General features: G+C 57.2%; 18 protein-coding genes. 13 read left to right on the forward strand and 5 right to left on the reverse strand.

Annotated elements, in window-relative coordinates; genetic code table 11:
• Entirely contained in the window at nucleotides 1-1,224 is a 1,224-nt protein-coding gene (gene nqrF, locus ACR0MI_RS12995; protein WP_170614092.1) for an NADH:ubiquinone reductase (Na(+)-transporting) subunit F, read from the forward strand.
• Between the two features lie 44 nt (nucleotides 1,225-1,268).
• On the opposite strand, the gene ACR0MI_RS13000 is transcribed toward nqrF, so the two are convergent.
• The gene (locus tag ACR0MI_RS13000; protein ID WP_170614091.1) at nucleotides 1,269-2,291 is read right to left on the reverse strand and encodes a GDP-mannose 4,6-dehydratase; all 1,023 of its coding nucleotides are present in this window, start codon (nucleotides 2,289-2,291) and stop codon (nucleotides 1,269-1,271) included.
• A gap of 177 nt (nucleotides 2,292-2,468) precedes the next feature.
• Between ACR0MI_RS13000 and ACR0MI_RS13005 the strand changes: the two genes are divergently transcribed.
• A complete protein-coding gene (locus ACR0MI_RS13005) occupies nucleotides 2,469-3,227 on the forward strand; it encodes a metallophosphoesterase family protein (protein WP_170614090.1) in 759 nt (252 codons plus the stop codon).
• A 61-nt stretch (nucleotides 3,228-3,288) separates the two neighbouring features.
• Here ACR0MI_RS13005 and ACR0MI_RS13010 read toward each other — a convergent pair whose 3' ends face one another.
• A complete protein-coding gene (locus ACR0MI_RS13010) occupies nucleotides 3,289-3,813 on the reverse strand; it encodes a CBS domain-containing protein (RefSeq protein WP_170614089.1) in 525 nt (174 codons plus the stop codon).
• A 122-nt stretch (nucleotides 3,814-3,935) separates the two neighbouring features.
• On the opposite strand from ACR0MI_RS13010, the gene ACR0MI_RS13015 reads away from it, so the two are divergent.
• The 7 genes from ACR0MI_RS13015 to ACR0MI_RS13045 all read left to right on the forward strand — a co-directional run bounded on the left by ACR0MI_RS13015 (nucleotide 3,936) and on the right by ACR0MI_RS13045 (nucleotide 11,322).
• Nucleotides 3,936-4,121: a hypothetical protein gene (locus tag ACR0MI_RS13015; RefSeq protein ID WP_170614088.1), complete on the forward strand. Its 186-nt coding sequence runs from the start codon at nucleotides 3,936-3,938 to the stop codon at nucleotides 4,119-4,121.
• A gap of 65 nt (nucleotides 4,122-4,186) precedes the next feature.
• Nucleotides 4,187-5,212, forward strand: coding sequence for an FAD:protein FMN transferase (locus ACR0MI_RS13020; protein WP_170614087.1), 1,026 nt, complete (start codon nucleotides 4,187-4,189; stop codon nucleotides 5,210-5,212).
• Between the two features lie 15 nt (nucleotides 5,213-5,227).
• Nucleotides 5,228-5,464 carry a (Na+)-NQR maturation NqrM gene (gene nqrM / locus ACR0MI_RS13025; RefSeq protein WP_170817004.1) on the forward strand — a complete coding sequence of 79 codons (237 nt, stop codon included), beginning with the start codon at nucleotides 5,228-5,230 and terminating at the stop codon, nucleotides 5,462-5,464.
• 69 nt (nucleotides 5,465-5,533) lie between these two features.
• Nucleotides 5,534-7,204, forward strand: a complete 1,671-nt coding sequence (locus ACR0MI_RS13030; protein ID WP_170817005.1) for a sulfatase-like hydrolase/transferase — start codon at nucleotides 5,534-5,536, stop codon at nucleotides 7,202-7,204.
• A gap of 126 nt (nucleotides 7,205-7,330) precedes the next feature.
• Entirely contained in the window at nucleotides 7,331-8,848 is a 1,518-nt protein-coding gene (gene gpmI, locus ACR0MI_RS13035; RefSeq protein ID WP_170614084.1) for a 2,3-bisphosphoglycerate-independent phosphoglycerate mutase, read from the forward strand.
• A complete protein-coding gene (locus tag ACR0MI_RS13040) occupies nucleotides 8,845-9,975 on the forward strand; it encodes a peptidase M23 (protein ID WP_170614083.1) in 1,131 nt (376 codons plus the stop codon). Before gpmI ends, ACR0MI_RS13040 begins: the two co-directional genes overlap by 4 nt.
• Nucleotides 9,976-9,981: 6 nt before the next feature.
• Nucleotides 9,982-11,322, forward strand: a complete 1,341-nt coding sequence (locus ACR0MI_RS13045) for a S41 family peptidase (protein ID WP_170619328.1) — start codon at nucleotides 9,982-9,984, stop codon at nucleotides 11,320-11,322.
• 65 nt (nucleotides 11,323-11,387) lie between these two features.
• Here ACR0MI_RS13045 and ACR0MI_RS13050 read toward each other — a convergent pair whose 3' ends face one another.
• The 3 genes from ACR0MI_RS13050 to ACR0MI_RS13060 all read right to left on the reverse strand — a co-directional run bounded on the left by ACR0MI_RS13050 (nucleotide 11,388) and on the right by ACR0MI_RS13060 (nucleotide 14,158).
• The gene (locus ACR0MI_RS13050; RefSeq protein WP_170619329.1) at nucleotides 11,388-12,914 is read right to left on the reverse strand and encodes an MFS transporter; all 1,527 of its coding nucleotides are present in this window, start codon (nucleotides 12,912-12,914) and stop codon (nucleotides 11,388-11,390) included.
• Nucleotides 12,915-13,024: 110 nt separating this feature from the next.
• A complete protein-coding gene (locus ACR0MI_RS13055; protein WP_170614080.1) occupies nucleotides 13,025-13,384 on the reverse strand; it encodes a hypothetical protein in 360 nt (119 codons plus the stop codon).
• 12 nt (nucleotides 13,385-13,396) lie between these two features.
• Nucleotides 13,397-14,158, reverse strand: coding sequence for a DUF6478 family protein (locus tag ACR0MI_RS13060; protein ID WP_170614079.1), 762 nt, complete (start codon nucleotides 14,156-14,158; stop codon nucleotides 13,397-13,399).
• A 247-nt stretch (nucleotides 14,159-14,405) separates the two neighbouring features.
• Between ACR0MI_RS13060 and ACR0MI_RS13065 the strand changes: the two genes are divergently transcribed.
• The 4 genes from ACR0MI_RS13065 to ACR0MI_RS13080 are packed head-to-tail and all read left to right on the forward strand — an operon-like array spanning nucleotide 14,406 to nucleotide 20,647.
• Entirely contained in the window at nucleotides 14,406-17,492 is a 3,087-nt protein-coding gene (locus ACR0MI_RS13065) for an ABC transporter transmembrane domain-containing protein (protein WP_170817006.1), read from the forward strand.
• Nucleotides 17,482-18,384: a CPBP family intramembrane glutamic endopeptidase gene (locus tag ACR0MI_RS13070; RefSeq protein WP_480441121.1), complete on the forward strand. Its 903-nt coding sequence runs from the start codon at nucleotides 17,482-17,484 to the stop codon at nucleotides 18,382-18,384. The genes ACR0MI_RS13065 and ACR0MI_RS13070 overlap by 11 nt, the downstream gene beginning before the upstream one ends.
• Nucleotides 18,385-18,443: 59 nt before the next feature.
• Nucleotides 18,444-19,376, forward strand: a complete 933-nt coding sequence (accD, locus tag ACR0MI_RS13075) for an acetyl-CoA carboxylase, carboxyltransferase subunit beta (protein ID WP_170614077.1) — start codon at nucleotides 18,444-18,446, stop codon at nucleotides 19,374-19,376.
• The gene (locus ACR0MI_RS13080; RefSeq protein WP_170614076.1) at nucleotides 19,373-20,647 is read left to right on the forward strand and encodes a bifunctional folylpolyglutamate synthase/dihydrofolate synthase; all 1,275 of its coding nucleotides are present in this window, start codon (nucleotides 19,373-19,375) and stop codon (nucleotides 20,645-20,647) included. Before accD ends, ACR0MI_RS13080 begins: the two co-directional genes overlap by 4 nt.
• The last annotated feature ends 33 nt before the right edge of the window (nucleotides 20,648-20,680 follow it).

Consider the following 20,680-nt stretch of genomic DNA (forward strand, 5'->3'; position numbering starts at 1 on the left):
ATGGAAACTTTTAGCCTAGGCGTAATCCTTTTCACGATGATCGTTCTGGCGCTTGTCGCCATCATTATGGCGGCACGCTCGCGGTTGGTGTCCACCGGCAACGTCAACATCACCATCAATGGCGAGAAAACCATCTCGGTTCCGGCGGGCGGCAAACTGCTGCAGACGCTTGCGGCCGAGAAATTGTTCGTTCCTTCCGCCTGTGGTGGTGGCGGAACCTGCGCGCAATGCCGTGTGCGGGTGCATTCGGGTGGTGGTTCGATCCTGCCGACTGAAGAAAGCCATATCACCAAGCGTGAAGCTGCTTGTGGTGACCGGCTGTCCTGTCAGGTCGCGGTCAAGCAGGACATGGACATCGAAGTTCCGGAAGAGGTCTTTGGCGTCAAGAAGTGGGAATGCACCGTTCGTTCGAATGACAACGTCGCCACCTTTATCAAAGCGCTGACTCTGGATTTGCCGGAAGGCGAGGACGTCAATTTCCGCGCTGGCGGCTACATCCAGATCGAGGCCCCCGCGCACCAACTGGCCTATACCGATTTCGACGTGCAGGACGAGTACCGCGAAGATTGGGACAAGTTCAATCTGTGGCAGTACAAATCCGTCGTGAACGAACCGATCGAGCGCGCCTATTCTATGGCCAACTATCCGGACGAAAAAGGCATGATAATGCTGAACGTCCGTGTCGCTTCACCGCCTCCGGGGTCCGACGGTATCCCACCGGGTCAGATGTCGTCTTACATCTTCAACCTGAAGCCGGGTGACAAGGTCACGATCTCGGGTCCGTTTGGTGAATTCTTTGCCCGCGAAACCGAGAAAGAGATGGTCTTCATCGGCGGTGGCGCCGGTATGGCGCCTATGCGCAGCCATATCTTCGATCAGCTCAAGCGCCTTGAGAATCGCAACCGCAAGATCACCTTCTGGTACGGTGCGCGTTCCAAGAAAGAGATGTTCTTTGTCGAGGATTTCGACCAATTGGCCAAGGAGTTCGACAATTTCGAATGGCATGTGGCCCTTTCGGATGCGCAGCCCGAGGACGATTGGAAAGGCTATACCGGCTTCATCCACAACGTCCTGTTCGAGGAATACCTCAAGAACCACCCGGCACCGGAAGACTGCGAGTTCTACATGTGCGGTCCGCCAATCATGAACCAGTCCGTCATCAACATGCTGCTGGATCTCGGAGTAGACCGCGAAGACATCATGCTGGACGACTTCGGCGGTTAAGAAGAAACCGGCGCAATTAGCGCCGGTTTTTTTGTCCCGCATTTTCAGTCGGCGGGAATTTTATAGTACTGCCGATACCATTCAACGAATTTGGCCAGACCGGTACGAATATCGGTCTGGGGTTTGTAACCGGTCAGGTTTTGCAACAAACTGGTGTCGGCCCAGGTCGCCGGAACATCTCCCATTTGCATCGGCATGTAGTTCCGGATCGCTTTCTTACCCAACGCGTCCTCGATAGCTTCGATGAAATCCATCAGACGGACTTTGTCCGAGTTGCCGATGTTGACGACACGGAAGGGCGCAACCGGTGACAGGCTGTCTCCCTCGGCGATCTCATCTTTGCTGTCAGGCCGCACAGGGGCGGCATCTATCAGCAGGCGAATGCCCCGTACCAGATCCTCGACATAGGTGAAGTCGCGATACATGTCGCCGTTGTTGTAAATGTCGATGGGACGGTCGTTCAGAATGGCATCGGTGAACTTGAAGTAAGCCAGATCAGGGCGGCCCCACGTGCCGTAAACTGTAAAGAACCGGAACATCGTGGTCGGCAGGCCCCACAGATGGGCATAGGAATGACCCATCGATTCATTGGCCTTCTTGGTCGCGGAATAGATGGTCAGTTGTCCGTCGGCCTTGTCGGTTTCCCGGAACGGCATGTCCTCATTCGCTCCGTAGACTGAAGACGTCGAAGCCATTAGAAGGTGCTCTACCTGATGGATCCGGGCAACCTCCATCACATTGAATGTCCCGACGATGTTGGATTCAACATAGCTGCGTGGCGCTTCAAGGCTGTAGCGCACGCCGGCCTGGCCAGCCAGGTGGATGATGACCTCGGGTTTGAAGTCGTCTGCGACCTGCATCAGGCGCTCGTGGTTTTCCAGCATGTCTTCGGTGACCGAAAAGCCCGGCGTTTGCAGCAACATCTGATGGCGACGCTGTTTAAGCGCCACGTCGTAGTAGTCGGTCATGCCGTCATAGCCATGCACCCGGAACCCTTCGGCCAAGAGGAGTTTTGACAGATGAAATCCGATAAACCCGGCAGTTCCCGTTACCAAAACTCGTTTCATGAAATCCCCAAATACCTTTCAAACCACATGGCCGCCTGCGATAAGATCGTCTTTGAACCTGCCAGGCTCAGATCTAACTTTAGCTTGTCATATCAAATGCCCGGCACCGACGGTCAAGTACTGAGTGGGCGGCCCGGGATTGTCGTTGCCAACGGGTCGGGTTAGGGAACGTAGAACATGGTTACGAGCTGGATCAAAGGGTTTATTGGCCGGGCACGGCCCGGTCGGGAAACATCCGTTCCCGGAATCGCTCCCGATGAACGGTTTGTCGTAGTTGGCGACATTCATGGCCGGCTGGACCTGCTTCAGGCCCTGCTGATGAGGGTTGAGGACGACTGCCCTTTGATCTTTGTCGGGGACTACATTGACCGGGGTGACTACAGTGCACAGGTCCTGCGACATCTGCAGCACTTCGACACAGCAGCAAACAGGCCAGTCGTGTGCCTCATGGGCAATCATGAAGACATGCTGCTGCGATTTCTGGACGAGCCCGGACGCTATGCACATCATTGGTTCCGGAATGGCGGATTCCAGACACTGGCTTCATTCGGGATTACCGAATTTGACCTTCACCCAACAAATGAAATTGCCGAAGCGGTTGCTGGCAAGTTGAAGCAGGTCATGGGCGCGGGCCTGCTGTCATGGCTACGGGACAGACCACTAATCTGGTCCAGCGGAAACGTAACTGTCGTCCATGCCGCGCTGGATCCCGACCTAACGGTGGATGACCAGCAGCGACAGGTCTGTTTGTGGGGGCACCCGATGTTTCCAAGACGACGCAGGGCAGATGGCCAATGGGTTGTGCACGGACACACAATCATAGACCGCCCAAGGGTCAACAATGGCGTTGTCTCGGTCGATACCGGGGCATTTGCAACGAACCGCCTGACAGCAGCTGAAATTTACAGAGGCGGCGTTCGCTTTGTTTCGACCTGATCTGCGCAACTCGGGACGCGGGCCAGTGAAAATGCGGCCCGCAACCCGGAAGGTCAATTGGTCAACCGACGATCATCTGCTTCATGCGCAGCGCTTCGTATTCCAGTTCCTTGAGACGGAAGTGAACAACGTCGCCAATCGTGATGACACCGCGCAGGTGGCCATCACTCAGAACCGGCATGTGGCGGAAACGTCCATCGGTCATTGTCTTCAGAACATCGTTCAGCAGGTCTTCGGGCGAACAGGTCTTGACGTCCTTGGTCATAAGATCTTCGACCGACTGCGGCAGAGTCTGACCGGGGGTATCCGCCATGCGCCGTACGATATCGCGTTCTGACAGAATGCCTTGCAGGGTTCCGTTCTGATCGGTCACGACCACTGCGCCGATTCTTTTTTCCTTCAGCAGTTCCACTACCGAATGAATCGTATCGGCGGGACGCACCGCAAACACCGCATCACCTTTACCCTCAAGCAGCTTGGCCACGGTCGTTTGCGTATGCGACAGGTTCGAATCCGCTGACTGGCTATAGGTCGCAGAACCAGATTTGTCGCCGCGTGTGGGGGGCTGATAAGAGCTTGGGGCCATGGGCAATCTCCTCTTTTTATCTGAGATGGCTGTCTTTTCACCTTACCGCAGCGAACCGACCTGTATAGGGTGCAAATGCCCTGATCCCGGAAAATTGCTGACAAACAAGGAATCCCGACCCGTTGACAGACCTTTATCTGACACCGCCGCTGGCTGCGCTGATCTTTTTCGCCGTCGTGGTGTGTGGTCACAATTTCCGAATGGCGTGGAAACAGCAGCAGGCGGGATGGCAAAAACGGGCCTGGCTGTTTGGTGTACCTGCCGGGGTCGGATTGCTGGTGCTGGGTTTTCTGCCGATGAAACTGTGATGTCGATTTGACTCTGTAATGGGGCGCTGGCATATGCCCGGCTAGGTTTTCCAGGGAGTTCCCCGATGCGCCATCTGCCTGTTCTGGCTTTAGTTCTGTTTGTTTCCGGCTGTTTGTTTGACAAGGAACCCGAAGTGGTCCGTCTGTCGGGCGAAACCATGGGAACAACATTCAACATCACCGCCATTGGCGAAGATGTGGATGAGGAAGCACTGGCCGCAGCCGTGCAGGAAACACTGGCCGCAGTGAACGCCAAGATGTCCAACTGGGATCCCAACTCAGAGGTTTCGACATTTTCAGCTTCGACCGACACTTCGCCCGTTCCGGTCTCGGACGAGTTCGCTCTGGTTTTGACCGCCGCTGACGATGTGCATGAAAGATCCGGCGGAACATTTGACGTGACTCTGGGCCCGCTGATCGAATTGTGGGGGTTTGGCCCGCGCAAGCCCGAGGACCCGGTGCCGTCGGATGCTGAGATTCAAGCCGCTCTGGAAGGTGTCGGGCAATCCCGGCTGCTGACCTTGGACCGTGACGGCGGAACGCTGGCCAAATCCGATCCGGCAGTGGGCATCAACCTGTCGGCTATCGCCAAAGGCTATGGGATCGACGCGGTGGCCGAAACCCTAAGCGAAGCGGGGATCGAGAACTACATGGTCGAGATCGGTGGCGATCTTGTAACCAAAGGCGAAAATGACAAGGGTGAGGTCTGGCGCATCGGGGTCGAAAAACCCGAAGCGGGCGGGCAAAACCTGCAACTGATCGTATCACTGAACGATCTGGGCATGGCGACCTCGGGCGATTACAAGAACTTCTTCGAACAGGACGGTGTGCGATATTCCCATATCATCGATCCCACGACCGGACGACCGATCACACATCGCACCACCTCGGTCACCGTACTGGCCGAAAATGCGATGATGGCGGATGCGTGGGCGACGGCAATGCTGGCGCTGGGGCAGGAGAAGGGGCTGGAACTGGCCGAAAAGCATAAACTTGCCGTGTTCTTCATCTCTCGGGATGTGACAGGCGGCGAAGATGCCTTTATTACTGTTCACAGTACCGCGTTCAAAGACGCTTTGGGCACCAACTGACAGGCAGGACCTGAGATGAGCACATTTATTCTGGCCTTCGTATTACTGCTGATCATCATGGTCGGGATGTCGCTTGGCGTCATGCTGATGGGCAAGACGATCAAAGGCAGCTGCGGCGGCCTGAATGCAATCTCGGGCGCGGACAGATGCGTTGTGTGCAAAAAAGACGTCGACCCCAACAGCCCGCTGCGGGACCAGTTGCAGTGCAAACGCGCCAAAAAAATGCTCGAACAGATGGAACGGCAAGCCTGATTGAAGTTTGGACTTCGCTCTTGGGCAGGAAATAGCTAAGCAGGTCCCGGATCAAAGGGGGGCATTGCATTGGCCGAAGCCAAAAATATCCTGTTCATCATGTTCGATCAGCTGCGCTGGGATTACCTCAGCTGTTACGGACATCCACACCTGCATACCCCGAATATCGACAAACTGGCCGCACGCGGTGTCCGGTTTGATCGCGCCTATATTCAGTCCCCGATCTGCGGAAGTTCGCGCATGTCGACCTATACCGGGCGCTATGTGCATTCCCATGGTGCCTCATGGAACAACATTCCCCTGAAAGTTGGTGAAATCACATTGGGCGATCACCTGCGCAAAGCGGGGATGGGGTGCTCGCTGGTCGGCAAGACACATATGGCTGCCGATGCCGAAGGGATGGCGCGCCTGGGACTGGAACCCGACAGCGTCATTGGCGCTCGCGTCGCGGAATGCGGATTTGACGTCTTCGAACGCGATGACGGGTTGCGCGCTGAAGGACCGGACGGGTTCTATGATCCGGACGGGGCAAAGAAATACAATAAATATCTCCGGGACAAAGGATACGACAGCGACAATCCCTGGCATGACTTTGCCAATTCCGGCCTGGATGCCGACGGCAACGTATTGTCAGGTTGGTTCCTTAAAAACTCATCCGAGCCGGCAAATATCGCGGAAGAAGACAGTGAAACGCCATACCTGACCACCCGTGGCATTGAGTTCATGGAAAGTCATGACGGGCCGTGGTGCTGTCACCTCAGCTACATCAAGCCGCACTGGCCTTACGTAGTGCCGGAGCCTTATGCCTCGATGTATGGACCCGAACATGTGCTGCCTGTGGTCCGGTCCGAGGCCGAGCGCGAAAATGCGCATCCAGTGCTCCGGGCCTTTATGGACACGAAAGTCGGGCAGGCCTTCTCGCGTCAGGAGGTCCGCGATGCCGTGATCCCGGCCTATATGGGGCTGATCAAACAGGCGGATGACCAGATGGGACGGTTGTTCGACTGGATGGAGGAAACCGGGCGGATGGACGACACGATGATCGTGCTGACCTCGGACCATGGGGATTTTCTGGGCGATCACTGGATGGGGGAAAAGACCTTCTTCCATGACGCCTCGACAAAGATGCCCCTGATCATCTACGACCCTTCCTCTCAGGCGGACGCCACGCGAGGCACCACATGCGACGCGCTGGTCGAGGCGATTGATCTGGCCCCGACCTTTCTTGAGGTGGCGGGCGGCGAAAAGGCCGGGCATATCCTGGAAGGGCATTCCCTGCTGCCTATCCTTCGCGGGCAAGCCGACAAAACGCCCCGCAGTGTCGCAGTCTGCGAATACGACTACTCCGCTTCTCCCATTGCGCAAAAACTGAATGCGTCTGTACGCGATGCCGTGATGTTCATGGTCGCCAACGAGAAATGGAAACTTGTCCATTGCGAAGGCGGGCACAGGCCGATCCTGTTCGATCTTGAAAACGATCCCGACGAACTGGACGACTTGGGTGACAGTGCGGACCACACGGACGTCATCGCCCAGATGTATGATCACCTGTTTGCCTGGGCGCGTCGCCCGTCACAGCGCACAACCCGGTCTGAAGAGCAGTTGATCGGAATGCGCAGCCGAAGCGGGGGCACAGGGATCATGATCGGTATTTACGACGAAAACGACACTCCGCTGGAACTGACGGTCAAATACCGCAACCGCAAGGCACATCCTTACAAGGATTATCTGAAGGACTGAATACGCGGGTTTCGCGCCAAAGTGACGAAGGGACCGATTAATTCTGCTTCACACACCGCAAAGACGGTTCACGCCCGGATGGGCAGCGGGTAGAAGACTGTCAAAGCAGTTTTCCGGAGAAACTTCATGGCCGCCCCCAAACCCGTTGTCCTGTGCATCCTAGATGGCTGGGGATTGTCCGAAGACACGCAGGCCAACGCACCTTATCTGGCGAAAACGCCGACCTTTGACGCGATCATGGAACGCGGCCCCCATGCGACGTTGATTACACATGGGCCGGATGTGGGTCTGCCCTGCGGGCAGATGGGAAATTCTGAGGTCGGGCACACGAACATTGGGGCCGGGCGAGTGGTTGCCATGGATCTGGGACAGATTGATCTGTCGATCGAGGATGGCAGTTTCTTTGAAAACAATGCCCTTCAGGCCTTCATCAGTAAGGTAAAGGCCTCGGGCGGGACGGCGCACTTGATGGGTATCGCTTCGGATGGCGGGGTACATGGCCATCTTGATCACATCATTGCTGCGGCCAAGGCCGTGACAGACGCAGGTGTACCTGTCGCATTGCACGCCATCACAGACGGACGGGACGTTGCGCCAAAATCCGCATCTGGGTTCTTGGCCGAACTGGAAGAGCGCCTGCCGGTTGGGGCACGGATCGTGACTGTCAGCGGGCGGTATTATGCCATGGACCGCGACAATCGCTGGGAACGCGTTGCAGAAGCCTATGAGGCGATCATCAAGGGGCAGGGGCGTACCGCCGCCACCGTACATGGTGCTGTGGACCATGCGTATAACCAATCCGAAACGGATGAATTCATCACACCCACGGTTCTGAGCGGCTACACAGGTGTCCACGATGGCGATGGTATTTTCTGTCTAAATTTCCGCGCCGACCGTGCGCGGGAAATACTGCGCGCCATTGGCGAGCCGGGATTCGACGATTTCGACACCGGACCGCGCCCGGCCCTGTCAGCTTTGCTGGGAATGGTTGAATACTCCGACGGGCACAACGCCTACATGACCACCGTTTTCCCGAAACGCGCCATCGTCAACACGCTTGGGGAATGGGTTGCCAAACAGGGGTTGCGGCAGTTCCGCTTGGCGGAAACCGAAAAATATCCTCATGTGACGTTCTTTCTGAACGGCGGCAAGGAAACGCCCGAGGTTGGCGAAGACCGTTTCATGCCGAAATCGCCCAAGGTGGCAACCTATGATCTTCAGCCCGAGATGTCGTCAGCCGAGGTCACGGCCAAATTCGTCGAGGCCATCGAAGCCGGGTATGATCTGATCGTCACCAATTACGCCAACCCGGATATGGTCGGGCACACAGGCGATCTGAACGCCGCGATAAAGGCCTGCGAAGCCGTTGATCAAGGTCTGGCGCAGGTGGTTGCCGCGCTGTACAAAGCAGGCGGAGCCATGATCGTGACAGCCGATCACGGGAATTGCGAAGTCATGGTCGACCCTGAAACCGGTGGACCGCATACCGCTCATACATTGAACCGGGTGCCTGTAGCGCTGGTCGGTGGACCCGCAGGTGCCAAAATGCGCAATGGCCGGCTGTCGGACCTGGCACCAACGCTTCTAGCGCTGATGGGACTGGATCAACCCCCGGAAATGACCGGCCAGAGCCTTCTGTCATGACTTTACGGGCCGCGCTTCTTTCGGTCTTGCTGGCCTCGCCTGTTTGCGCCCAAACGGACCCGTCGGCAGCCGCGCTGGACGCAGCGCAGATGCTGGAAGAGGCCTCGATTGCGCTGGCCGAAGCCGACAGCGCCCGGGATCGGGTGCGCGCCCTGACCGAAACGGTGCAGGCTTATGAAGCCGGGCTAAGCGCCATGCGCGACGGCTTGCGAAAGGCCGCCACCCGAGAGGTGCAGCTGACAGAAGAACTGCGCGCGCGGGAAAAAGAAATCGCGCAGTTGCTAGGCGTGTTGCAAACCATCGAAACAACAACGCCGCCCGTACTGATCCTGCATCCGTCCGGTCCTTTGGGGGCCGCGCGTACCGGCATGATGCTGGCCGAAGTCACGCCCGGCCTGAATGCACGTGCGCAGGCGCTCGCTCAGGACTTGCACGAGGTCCGGACACTTCGCCAACTGCAGCAAAACGCCGCCGAAACCCTGACCAAGGGTCTGACCGGAGTGCAGAATGCGCGCAGCAAACTAAGCGAGGCCATTGCCGATCGAACGGACCTGCCGCGCCGGTTTGTCGAAGACCCCATCAGCACGGCGATCCTGATCTCCTCGACGGAAACACTGGATGGGTTTGCCAGCGGTCTGGCCGAAATATCGGAAGGCGGTATTGCCGAAACCGACGCCGATATTTCGAACAGAAAAGGAAACCTTGCTTTGCCCGTTCAGGGTGTTCTGCTGCACAGTTCAGGGGAAACGGACGCCGCGGGGGTGAAGCGCCCCGGTATCGTGCTGGGCACCCGGCCGCGCGCGCTGGTCACGACACCCACCGCAGCGACGATCCGGTATCGCGGGCCGTTGCTGGACCTTGGCAACCTGATGATCCTGGAACCCCAGCCCGGATTGCTTTTTGTCTTTTCCGGGTTGCAAGAGGTCTTCGGTACACCCGGAGAAGTGATCACCGAAGGAACGCCGGTGGGTCTAATGCCTGGTGAAACGCCGGAAATCGGCGCTATTTTGTCAACTACAAGTGATGGCACTGGAACTGACCGGTCAGAAACGCTCTATATAGAGGTAAGACAGGATAATAGCCCGGTGGACCCGGAATCGTGGTTTCGGACCAACAAGGATGGATAAACAAACATGAAGAGATTTGTGATGGCCGGTCTGGCCGGAACTGTGGCAGGCATTATCGCAACCACTCAGATTGCCGGACCTTTGCTGGCGCAAGAGGCCGAAAGCAAGGCCAGCGTGTATGAGCAACTGGATCTGTTCGGGGACATTTTCGAACGTATCCGCGCCCAATATGTCGAAGAAGTCGAGCCGGAGGAGCTGATCGAGGCAGCCATTGACGGAATGCTGACCTCACTGGATCCGCATTCCAGCTACCTGTCGCCTGACGACGCCGAACAGATGCGCGTGCAGACACGCGGTGAATTCGGCGGGTTGGGGATTGAGGTCACACAAGAAGAAGGCTTCGTCAAAGTCGTCTCACCCATCGATGATACCCCCGCGGACGAGGCGGGAATCGAAGCCGGCGACTTCATCACCCACGTTGATGGTGAAAGCATTCTGGGCCTGACGCTGGACAAGGCGGTGGATCTGATGCGCGGGCCGGTCGGCTCGGAGATCGTGATCACGGTGGTGCGCGAAGGCGAGCAGGAACCGTTTGACGTCACCATTATCCGCGACACCATCAAGTTGACCGCCGTACGAGCACGGACCGAAGGCACCAGCGTCGTTCTGCGTGTGACCACATTCAATGATCAGACCTACCCCAATCTGGAAGCCGGATTGAAAGAGCAGATCGAAGAAGCCGGCGGGATCGAAAAGGTCAATGGCGTAGTGCTGGATTTGCGGAACAATCCGGGCGGCTTGCTGACACAGGCGATCAAGGTGTCGGACGCCTTTTTGAATGAAGGCGAAATCGTTTCGACCCGCGGCCGCGATCCGGGCGAAGGCGAAAGGTTCAATGCAACGGCAGGAGATCTGACCGAAGGTAAGCCGATTGTGGTTCTGATCAACGGCGGGTCAGCCTCGGCCTCGGAAATTGTAGCGGGGGCGCTTCAGGATCATCGCCGTGCGATTGTTGTTGGCACCAAGAGCTTTGGCAAAGGTTCGGTCCAGACAGTCATGCCATTGCGCGGCGACGGTGCAATGCGTTTGACCACATCACGCTATTATACGCCTTCGGGCCGCTCGATTCAGGCGCTTGGCGTCAGCCCCGACATCATCGTCGAGCAACCGCGCCCAGCCCCAGAACCCGAAGAGGAAGAAGGCAATGCACGCACTCGGTCCGAGGCCGACCTGCGTGGCAGCCTGAACAACGACAGTCTGAGCGAGGATGAAATTCGCCAGATCGAAGAAGACCGGGCCCGTGCCGAAGCGACTGCCGAGTTGCGGGAAAAGGACTATCAGTTGGCCTATGCCATCGATATCCTGAAAGGCCTGTCGGCCTTCAACCCCAACGGGCCTTCGCAGTAAAATACAAATCGGGCCGCCGGATTCGGCGGCCCTCGTTACCGGAACGGAACTTTCATCGGCTGAGATCAGCTTTCGATTTTGTGCAGCTTGCTTTCATCCAGCATCAGCGCAAGAACGATCCCGACGGACACGGAAATCGCCGCAAAGACAAACGCCATGTTCATGCCGGTATCGAATGCTCCGGCTATTGCGGTTTTGACCGTCGCAACTTCACTTTCACTGAGCTTCTGCATGACTGCCTGAGCAGATTTGGTGGTCAGCGTTCCGCCATTGATTGCCTGAAGCTCAGCATCAGACAGTGTGACACCGGCCGCTGTCAGTTTGTCGCGCAGGCTGGCAAGGCTTGTGACATACATGATTGCCGTGGCGCAGGCGACGGCAATGGCCCCGTAGACCAGGTGGGTCATGAAGCTCAGCCCGCCGACGAGACCCGCCCGTTCGGGCTTTACAGCGCAGACTGCCGCCGTTCCAGAAGGCCCGACAGTCAGCGTCGCCCCCAATCCGATGAAGGCCATGCCTGGCAGAATTTGGAAATAGCCAAGACCCTGCGGCAAGACGACAACAGTTACTGCGCCAATTGTCGCGATCAGGTAGCCCCAGAACATCAGCCGTTTTGGTCCGAAATCGTTGTACAGCGTTCCTGAAACAATGGATCCGACCGCAAGCAACACAGTCAGAGGCGCCAGCCCGAGCGCCGATTGAAACACGCTCCAGCCCAGAACTTTCTGCATGTATTGCGGGAAATACAGCAAACCCACAAAGGCCGCAGACACATTGAACATGTTCAGGCCCAGCGTGATCAGAAACTCTCGATTCTGCATCAACTGAGGCAGCAGCAAAGGTTCCTTTACGCGTTTTTCGACACGTGGGAACAACAGGAACAGGACTGCGCTGACAAAGAACAGAAGAAGCAGCGGAACCGAAGTCCAGCCCCAATCCGCACCGACATCCAGGGCGTACAGCAGCAGCAAGACCGCAAACGACAGGATGCCCATCCCGGCAAAATCGATGTGTTCGCCTTGTTTGTGTTTGGTCTCACGTTCCATCAAGAACAGGGCTGTCGCCATCGAAATGCAGGAAAACACGACGTTGGCCAGAAAGAACAATCGCCAGTCACCAAGGTTGACGGCAAAGCCGCTGATCATCGGGCCGAAGACATTGCCGCTGGTTACACCCGCAAGGATCAGCCCCATAACCAGGGCCCGATGCTCGGGCTTTGACACTTTGGTGGCGCCGAAGGCCAGTGTGCAGGGCCAGATACATCCGGCTCCGATGCCTTGCAGGGCCCGTGCTCCGATCAGGTAGTCCAGACCAGGGGCGACAAAGCATAGGATGGAAGAAAACAGAAAGATCGAAAGACCGATGATCATGATCTTTCGGTGCCCGTACATGTCGCCGAGCCGCCCGCCGGCGACCATGGTCATGGCGAAAAACAGAGCGTAGATATTGAGCACCCACTGGGTGCTTGTGATGTCGGCATCAAAGCTGTTTTCGATGGCCGGGATCAGCATCAGCGCGCCGGTAAAATCAATCCCGATCCCAAATGCGGTCACCATAAGGGCGATGACCTTGATGATACTACTGCGGTCCATTGAGAAACCCAGGTTGCTCCGGATGTCCCGATAATGCATCAAGCCAGTCAAAAAAGATAGGAAAACAGCAGTTTAACGGTTCAGCCGGTATGACAAGCTGAACGCCCGGCCTATTCCGCGTTGCCGCAGATCCGCCGGAACGCACGTTTCAGCATGTCCAGTTCGGCGCGCAAAAGCTCCACCTCAGCCCTCAGGTCATCCGCAGCGGGAGTGCCCGCGATCACCGTGATGTCGCCCAGCTTGTTCGTCGTTGCGGTGTCGACGATCACAAAACAGTGCACCCCTTCGGAAAGGGCAGAGATGGGCAACTGAATACTCAGATCCCAACCGCCATCCGCGCGTGAAACGCTGAACTTTTCCAGCGGTTCACCGAGATAGCGCACTTCGATCTTGGGTTCCGTTTCGGCCTGCAGATGGCCTTGCCAAAGCCCGTCTTCGAACCGTGTGCATGTGAGGGAGGGAAGGGTCATGCGGCAAGCACCTTACAAGTCAGCCCGAAAATGGCGGCAAAACGTCAAATCGCGCAAAACGATCCGATTCATCCCAGGATCGTCAAAGATCAGATCCAGCCAGATCTTTTCAACACGTTTCTCGTTCAAAGACAGATGCGCAAGGTCAAAGTCCATTGCGTTCGATGTTCGGTTTTCGTCAAGTTTGCGCAACACCTGTTCCGTATTGGGGCCGTGCTGAATGTTGAGACGTGCAAAAATGTCTCCGTTCCGCTCGCATTCGACCAACGTGTCGACACGCATCAGGTGTTGGCGCGTCAGGTCCTGCGCTGCGTCCGGTGGGAGCTCGACCGACAGGGACAGGAAAGAACCGGTGAACCCGAACACCTCGATCGCAAGGCTGAATGGGGCGAGGTCCTTGTCACGGCGATTGCGTACCTGGCGCATTCCGATTTCGGACTGCTCGCAATCATGAAACAGGGTTACCTGCAGGTCCATCGGCGCTTTTCGCGGGGCCGAGGCGACGCCGTGCCTGGACAGCGGCTCGCGCCACAGATCCGGACGCCACGACCAGTCCGTGCCAAGCGGTTTGGGAAACTGCACCGAACCAATCAGTGGCCGGGCCAGCCGCCCGTCGGCCTGTTGGATCAACAGGTCAAGATGTGTCCGCAATTTGCGAGCCTCATCCCGTTGCCTGCGCAGCAATGGCTCAGGCGTTTCGGTCGCAGCCTTTGCGGCTTGGCGCCAATGCCCCAGAGACTTGCGATGCATATAGCGATCCAGAAAACTGCCCATGATCCTATCGTCCAAAGTTGCACCTGTTTAGTCAAAGACCAAGTGGCGGTTAAACCCGAATTACAGCATTTCAGCGCTAAATTTTCCGGAAATGTGATCAGCGGCGGGCTGGACAGAACCGCACCTTTCTGCCAAGGCCGCGCCCGTTCTTGCAATAGACCGGGGCAGTGCTTACCGTCTGACACCGGATCGCAGTGGAACATCCGTCAAACAGCGCACATCCGAATTTCTCAGGACAAGGGCGGTCATGGAACCCACTCTGTTTTCGTTTATCTGGAAATACTCAAAGAAACAGCAGCTTGTATTGTTGCTGCTGACCGTATTGTCGTTTCCCTTTCTCTATGCCTCGCTCGAGTTGCCCAAACAGATCATCAACGATGCAATTGGTGCGCCCACCGACACGGTGACGATCTGGGGCCATACCGTGACGCAGATCCAATACCTTTGGATCCTGTGCTTTGCTTTTCTAGCCACGGTGATTGCCAGCGGGTTGATGAAGATGCGCATCAACACGATGAAGGGCGTTCTGGCCGAGCGTATGCTGCGCCGCCTTCGCTTTTCCCTGATCCAGCGAACGATGCGGTTCCCGAAGTCCTATTTCGCCACCACCAGCCAGGGCGAATTGGTTTCGATGATCACCTCTGAGGCCGAACCGATGGGTGGGCTGATGGGCGACGCGATTGCCCAACCGGTGTTTCAATTCGGGCAGATGATGACAATCGTCACATTTCTGTTCATGCAAAGCGTCTGGTTCGGATTGGCCAGTGTCGCGCTGATCCCGTTGCAGGCCTGGCTGATCCCGAAACTGCAACGCCAGATCAACCTGCTGAACAAGGACCGCATTCAGCAGGTCCGACATCTAAGCTCGGAAATCGGCGAGAGTGCGGCGGGCATCAGTGATCTGCGCACCAATGGCGGCTGGCGTTATCGGCTGGCGCAGTTCAGCCATCGGCTGGGCATCTTGTTCGAGATCCGCTTCAAGATCTACAACAAGAAATTTTTCATGAAGTTTATCAACAACCTGATCACGCAGATGACGCCGTTTCTGTTCTACTCTGTCGGCGGTTATCTTGCGATCACGGGAGAGGTGACAGTGGGCGCACTGGTCGCCGCACTTGGGGCCTACAAGGATCTAAGTGGCCCTTGGAAGGATCTGCTGACCTACTACAATCAGGTGCAGGACATGTCGCTGCGCTGGGAAATCGTGATAGAGCGTTTTGCCCCAGCCAACATGATCCCCGAGGAACTGTTTTCCGGAGAACCCGAAACCATCCCGCACCTGACCGGTGACATCGAGTTGCGAAACGTGACGGTCCGCGATGATGACGGCAAGACCATTCTTGAAGATATCGACCTGACAATCCCAAAGGGTGCCCGGGTGGCGATACAGTCGCCACAAGCGGCCGAGCGTGGTGCGTTGGCTCAACTGCTGACAAGAGAGCTGTTGCCGGTACAAGGCGACGTGATTATGGCGGGTCACAATCTCAATTCGCTGCATCAAACAGTGATTGCCGCCCGAATTGGGTATGCCTATTCACGCCCCTACCTGTTCGATGGAACACTGGGGGACAATCTGCTGATGCCCCTGCGGATCCGCCCGCAACATCAGTCGGACGCGATAAAGGCCCCTTCGCGTCGTCAGATCGAGGCCGTGCGGGCCGGAAACCCCCCCGATTCCCTGTCGGATGAATGGGTCGACCCCAGCCTGGCCGGGCTGGATAGTGCTGACGACATTCGCGACTGGTGGTTTCAGCTTGTCGAGGCGATGGGGATCGACGAGTTCATGTTCCGCCGTACTTTACGCTCCCGGTTCGACCCGGAACAGCATCCGGCTTTGGCAAAAGACGTTGTTGATCTGCGCGGGATCGTCGCCGAGCGTCTGCGCGATCGCGGGTTGGACCGATATGTCTTCAGATTTGACCCGGAACAGTTCAACCCCGCCGTTCCCTTGGGCGGCAACCTGCTGTTCGCGTCTCCGTCGCAGGATATCTCTCCGGAAACGCTTGCCGAAGATGACCGGTTCCAGGCAATGCTCAGCGCGAACGCCCTGGACGATGACGCCATGAGCATTTCCAGTGCCGTGCTGGAAACGCTGACTCAGGCATTTGGCCGGGATGGCACGGACCACCCTCTGTTTTTGCGCCTTGGCCTGTCCCGCGACATGTTCCACAGCCTGCTGGATATCGAAGACCGTCGCAAAGCCAAGGGTGATGCCGCGATCAGTCAGAAAGAAAAAGCCCTGCTGATGACGGTGCCCTTCCTTCTTACGGCCGAGCAGATTGGTCCGAATTTTCCGGACGAGTACAAGAACAGAATTTTGACGATTCGAAAGACGCAGGCAGAAAGAATCCGGGAATCGATGCAGGGGATGTTCCTGCCAGTGTCGCCGGATCTCTACATTCCGCGTCTGACCGTGATCGAGAATGCGCTTTACGGACGCATTTCGATCATGGCCGGGGCCAAAAAAGACGAGATCGAAGATGTAGTTGCCGAAGTTATGAACGAAGCCGGGCTGCGCCGCCGCGCCGCCGCGATCATTTACGATCTGCCGTCCGGACTGGGGGGAAACAATCTGCCGACCGTTTTTCAGGAGCGTGCCGCGTTTTCGCGGGCGGGCATCAAGCGCCCCGACATTCTGGTGCTGGACAAGGTGCTGGCCAGCCACGATTCGGAAAGCCGACTGCGCACCCGCCTGAAATTGCGAGAGTTGCTGCCTGATTCAATCATGATCTTCATGGAAGATCATTTTGCTCATCCCGAAGCGTATGACCTGTTCGTCGAAATCAAGGACGGCCGTATTGACGGTGTGTCAAGAACTCAAGCAGAAGCGAAAAAAGGCGCTACGGCAGACCTGAGCCGGAAGCTCAAGATCATCTCCTCGACCGAGTTGTTCTCCAAGCTGGATGGCAGAAACCAACGTTTGCTGGCGTTTTCCGCACAATGGTACGAGGCCGCAGCCGGGCAGACCATCTTTGCCCGCGGCGAGGCACCTGACGCGGCCTACCTGTGTATTTCCGGTCAGGCCAATTTGGAATGGAACGACAGCAAGGGTCTCAAGCGGGTAATCTCGGTCATCGAGCCGGGACGATTGATCGGAGACCTTTCGATTATCACCAAAGACGCCAGACAATTCGATCTAGTCGCAATACAGGATTGTACCTTTCTCAGGATCGGCGCCGGAGAGCTGCGCGCCGTCGTGGAGAGCGACGTTAATGTCGCCGTACAACTTCTTGAAACCGTTGCCGGTTACCTGATGACAGTGTCCGATCGTGTTGCCGCCGCGCAAACCCCAGAGGACATATTCACCGATTCCGGCAGTTCCAGTGGAACCTAAAATCACGACACATACGGCATACGCAGCCCATGAGATGCTTGTCCGCGACGCACGTGACAGACCGGAACTGTGGCGGCTGACGGTTGGGCTGGTGATTGTTGGTGGTGTTGCAATTTTCCTGAACCTCACCCTGTCTTCCGTGATTTTCAGTCTCGGCTCAGCGCGGTGGGTTTCTGGCTTTCAGGCGGGGGCAACACCGTCTGCTTTGTTGATTCTGTTGTCGAGTTTCGGGTTCATCACATTGGGCGTCAAACTGGCTGCCGGGGCGATGCAAAACCGCCCGTTGCACGCCATCCTGGGTCCCCGCCGTCTGGGCGTTCGCCAGTTCTGGCGCGTACTTCTGGCATTGGGGCTGCTGGCCGCGTTGATCTTCATCCTGCCGCCATACAATCTGGGCGCACCGTTCAAACCCAATTTGGCTTTCGAAACGTGGCTGCTGCTGTTGCCGCTGTCTCTGACTGCGGTTTTGATACAAACCAGCGCCGAGGAAATCCTGTTTCGCGGCTACATTCAGCAATCACTGGCTGCGCGGTTTCGGTCACGCCTGATTTGGATGGGTCTGCCTGCCTTGTTGTTCGCGGCCGGTCACTACGCACCGGCCACATCCGGAGAGAACGCCCTTCTGATCGCAATCTGGGCCGGCGCTTTTGGCCTGATCAATGCCGATCTCACCGCGCGGTCGGGTACCCTTGGTCCTGCTATTGCGCTGCACTTTTTCAACAACGTTGTGGCGTTGCTGTTTTTCTCGATACCTGACAACCTCAGCGGTCTTGCCTTGTTCCTTCTGCCCTATGACATGTCCCAAACAGACGCGATACGACACTGGCTGTATGTGGATTTCGTGATGATGGTTGTTTGCTGGCTAACCGCACGGCTTGCGCTGAGGCGCTGATTGCATTTCCTGACGTAGCGCCTTATTTGACGTCAAAACCGCATCAGCAAGGTTCCGACATGAACTGGATCACAAACTACGTCCGCCCCCGGATCAACTCGATCTTCTCGCGCAGGGAAGTGCCCGAAAACCTGTGGCACAAGTGCGATGAGTGCGGAACCATGCTGTTTCACCGCGAACTGGCCGACAACCAGAATGTCTGCACGCAATGTGATCACCACATGGCAATCACGCCGCGAGAGCGGTTTAAGCATCTGTTTGATGGCGGTATTTTCACCGAGGTCGAAGTCCCCGCGCCGAAGGACGATCCACTGCATTTCCGGGATCAAAAGAAATATCCCGACCGCATGAAAGCGGCCCAGAAGAAGACCGGCGAGAAAGAGGCGATGCTTGTCGTGAGCGGTGAAATTGGCCGGACACCGGTTGTAGCTGCGGCGCAGGATTTTTCGTTCATGGGCGGATCGATGGGCATGTATGTCGGCAACGCCATCATCGCAGCCGCGCAGGAGGCCGTGAAACTCAAACGCCCGCTGATCCTGTTTTCGGCCGCCGGTGGCGCGCGAATGCAGGAAGGCATCCTGAGCCTCATGCAGATGCCCCGTACCACGGTCGCGGTGGAAATGCTGAAAGAGGCGAACCTGCCCTATATCGTGGTGCTGACCCACCCGACCACCGGCGGCGTTACCGCGTCTTATGCGATGCTGGGCGATGTGCATATCTCGGAGCCGAATGCGCTGATCTGCTTTGCCGGACCGCGCGTGATCGAACAGACCATCCGCGAGAAACTGCCCGAAGGATTCCAGCGCGCTGAATATCTGCTGGATCACGGGATGCTTGACCGTGTGACAAAACGCACCGAAATGCGCGATGAACTGATCACCATCACCCGAATGCTGATGGGCCTGCCGCCAGCCGTCAAAGGCGACCTTCCCGCACCAGAGCCGGAAGAAGCACCGGTCGAAGCTTCGACCGAGGGCGCAGGCGAGAAATGACGACCCCGACATCCGACGTCATCCTTGATCGGATGATGGCGCTGCATCCCAAGATCATCGATCTGACTCTGGATCGTGTGTGGCGCTTGCTGGCAGCTCTGGACCACCCGCAAAACCGATTGCCGCCGGTCATCCATATTGCCGGAACCAACGGCAAAGGTTCGACGCAAGCCATGATCCGCGCAGGGATCGAAGGGGCCGGGCTGACAGCTCACGCATACACATCCCCCCACCTGGCCCGCTTTCACGAGCGAATCCGACTGGCGGGAGAGCTGATCTCGGAGCCTGACCTTACGGCGGTTCTGGACGAGTGTTATGCCGCAAACAATGGTGAGAATATCACCTATTTCGAAATCACCACCTGTGCGGCCCTGCTGGCTTTCGCCCGCACGCAAGCTGACTATACGCTCCTTGAAGTCGGGCTGGGTGGCCGCCTGGATGCAACCAACGTCGTGGAACAGCCTGCGGTTACAGTCATCACGCCGGTTTCGATTGACCACGAACAGTTCCTTGGCGACACATTGGGCAAAATTGCAGCCGAAAAGGCCGGCATCATCAAGCCCGGAGTGACCTGTATCGTGGGCCCGCAAGAAGACGAGGCGCTCGAGGTCATTGAATACACCGCCTCGCGACTGGGTGCGCCACTGCTTGTTAATGGCCAACACTGGCACGTAAACGAAGAAAACGGACGCCTGATCTATCAGGACGAAACAGGATTGCGCGATCTGCCGCTTCCCAATCTGCTGGGCGCGCACCAAATTCAAAACGCGGGCGCAGCGCTGGCGGTTCTGCGCCATCTGCAAATGGGCGATGACGCCTATGAGGCCGCCGCGACCAAAGCCGAATGGCCAGCACGCATGCAGCGCCTGAAAACAGGGCCACTGACAGAACAGGCTCCGCTCGCTGAACTGTGGCTCGACGGGGGCCACAACGCTGCTGCTGGCGTGGCGTTGGCCGACGTTCTGGCGAAACTGCCCAAACGCCCGACACACATGATCTGCGGCATGCTGAACACCAAGGACGTCACTGGTTATCTGGCGCCGCTTGCCGATCAGGCCGAAAGCCTGACCGCCGTATCCATTCCCGGCGAGGCCAACACGCTCAGCGCTGACGACACTGCGGCTGCAGCCGCTAGGGTCGGCCTGCCAGCTTCAACAGCGGAAAACGTCGCGGCAGCCCTGACAGCAATCACGGACAAAGATCCACAAGCGCGTGTTCTGATCTGTGGCTCGCTCTATCTGGCGGGCAACATCCTGCGCGAAAACGGCTAGTTGTTTTTCTGTTTGGAAAACCTCGGAGCGCGC

Source organism: Ruegeria sp. D4 (assembly GCF_056534475.1).